Source organism: Parendozoicomonas verongulae (assembly GCF_009711465.1).
GTDB classification, from domain to species: Bacteria; Pseudomonadota; Gammaproteobacteria; order Pseudomonadales; family Endozoicomonadaceae; genus Sansalvadorimonas; species Sansalvadorimonas verongulae.
The window spans coordinates 1-2,186 of sequence record NZ_SMME01000621.1; the positions used below are offsets into that span (position 1 = coordinate 1).

At 48.7% G+C, this 2,186-nt stretch carries 3 protein-coding genes; 2 read left to right on the forward strand and 1 reads right to left on the reverse strand.

Annotation, left to right across the window (positions count from 1 at the left end; all coding sequences use genetic code 11):
* Both E1189_RS01930 and E1189_RS01935 read left to right on the forward strand, forming a co-directional pair.
* Positions 1-334 (forward strand): peptidase associated/transthyretin-like domain-containing protein (locus E1189_RS01930; RefSeq protein ID WP_155158393.1); only part of this gene is annotated, 334 nt, incomplete at its 5' end.
* 15 nt (positions 335-349) lie between these two features.
* The gene (locus E1189_RS01935; RefSeq protein ID WP_155158394.1) at positions 350-1,303 is read left to right on the forward strand and encodes a hypothetical protein; all 954 of its coding nucleotides are present in this window, start codon (positions 350-352) and stop codon (positions 1,301-1,303) included.
* 70 nt (positions 1,304-1,373) lie between these two features.
* On the opposite strand, the gene E1189_RS01940 is transcribed toward E1189_RS01935, so the two are convergent.
* Positions 1,374-2,108 carry a fimbrial biogenesis chaperone gene (locus E1189_RS01940; protein WP_155158395.1) on the reverse strand — a complete coding sequence of 245 codons (735 nt, stop codon included), beginning with the start codon at positions 2,106-2,108 and terminating at the stop codon, positions 1,374-1,376.
* Between the last annotated feature and the right edge of the window lie 78 nt (positions 2,109-2,186).

The following is a 2,186-nucleotide window of genomic DNA, read 5'->3' on the forward strand; positions in this document are numbered from 1 at the left end:
TCCGGGCAATGTCGTGCAGATGGATGTTGAAGCTGTGCCCCTGAAGCTGGCATTTGGTCGCATTCAATTCAACAACCAGACAAATATCAGCACCCGTATCTCCGGTGGTATGGCTCCGGTGACTGTTGATAAATACGGCCTGTTCCAGCTGGAAACTCCTGCCAGTACCTCGTCGCTGCAGGTTGAAATGGACAACGGCTGGACCTGTCAGATCAAACTTCCTGCTGATGACGGTGGAAACATTATCAGACTGGGTACAGTGCAGCTGTCTGAAGACAATTGCCTGATCCCGGCTGATGATGGGCTGGCTGTGGGCGGGAACGAAGCAAAGTAACGTGAAGAGTTTTGGGTGTCTATCGTGCTGAAGCAGTGCTTTCTGTGTTTTTTCCTGATCCTTCCGGCGTTACCCGTGTGGGCAGCGACCTTGGAAACGAACTTTGAAATGAATAATATGCCGCCATTGTTCTTTCGCTTGGGAACCTGGAGTGGCCAGAGCGGGGTTGAAAAGAGTCATGATGGGGCCTGTATTATTGCTCGTGACGCAAGCAGTGCCCCTGTTCACTATGATTTATCTGTGATGGATATGCATGGAGAAAACTTTGCTCTCAGAACAGGGAGTTCGGTTCTGCCTGTTACTTTTACTATTAAGGGAACAGGTGCTGCAACATCCTCCTTGGATGAAGCATTGAAGAGAAATAGTGACTCTATTGAGATTCAAGGTAATCCTCAGTTCACCCGTTGCGCAGACTATGGCTTTTCTATAACGATGAGAGTTCAAGGGAGCGATATTGTTGATAGTGGTTCGGCGGGGTACTACAACGGTGAATTTCAGTTGAAAGGTGTTGTCAATGGAAAGCAGACGTCATCTAAATTCTATGTACAACTCAAAATCATAAACCAGTTTCAGGTTACCCAGGTAAAAGATATTGCTATGACTAAAAACAATATCAGCGGTGGGTGGCTACAAGGAGATATGGACTTCTGTGTCTATGCCGTATTTGGGGGAAACTACAAAATGTCTGTTGATTCCCAGCTCAGACCAGGGCGCAGGTTTGAATTGCAAAATGGTGTCGGGGGGGCTATTCCTTATCGGGTTAATATCCGGTATAGCGATCTGAGCAAATGGACGCCCCTGTTACAGAGGGGAGAGTCGGAGCCTGGAACATTAGTGGCTAGTAACAAGCGAAACTGTGGAGGCTCCCCAAACGTCAGAATCAGAATTGATACTCCCGAGTCCAAAATTCCAAGTGCTCTTACCGGACTCTACCGGGATGTGCAGGTCGTGACCGTTGGGCCAGAATAATCCATAGTTCATCAGCTATACCTATCTCACCCCGGTAAATCTTCGCGTTTACCGGGGTGAGTTATTAGCCTTACAGGGGAAATTGACTGGTTTCCTCATTCATACCATCAAACAATCCATACTCCACAAATCCCCCTTTATTCTGATACTTGTCAGGCAGCGTCAGCGTCCAGCTCTGGCCGGCATAAATACGGCTTCCGTCTTCCAGTTTGACACACTGCTCTTCTTTTGTGGCATGGGAAGCTCGCTGGGAAACACCTTTCGGGCAGTAGAGGCCGTTGCGTAGCACAACATTCATATTGCCGGAGTTGGAAAAGGTCATTTCTGTTCCCTTGCTCTTGGCAGACACATCGTAGAACGGATTCTCCGGACGAATGAACGCCAGCACCTGATAAGCCACAAGAACCTTAACGGCCGTTTGTGTGGCTTCCAGTTCTCCCACAACAGGGCGGAAGGTGACTCGGTAAACCTCTTCCACCTTTGGAGCCGGGTTCAGGCTGATAAGCCGCACTGTACGACGACCACCGGGGGCAACAATAGATTTGCCGGGTGTAGCCAGCAGCTGCATTTTGTCCGGGTCGGTGATGCGTACTCGCTCTTCGTTTGGAGCTCCGGGATTTTCGACTTTGAATATCTCGGTTTCCAGGTACAGGTTTTCATTATCCGGGTTGGTTACAAGAATGTCCTGCCGCGGCGGCTTATCGGCATCAAAATAAACAATCATTCGATCCAGCTGAACACCTGCAAATGCAGAAGAGGTGAAAGCCAGAGTGGTCGTGGCCAGAATAGAGGTGACCTTTTTCATTTTTTTACTGCTTGATAGTCATCGATACAGGTGGTTATAACCGGATTTTTCGATGGACTCAATGGGGGCGGAGAATTA

Bases quoted from the DNA above. Each gene is read 5' to 3' on its own strand.
- E1189_RS01940 (WP_155158395.1), bottom strand. From the start codon at position 2,108: ATGAAAAAGGTCACCTCTATTCTGGCCACGACCACTCTGGCTTTCACC.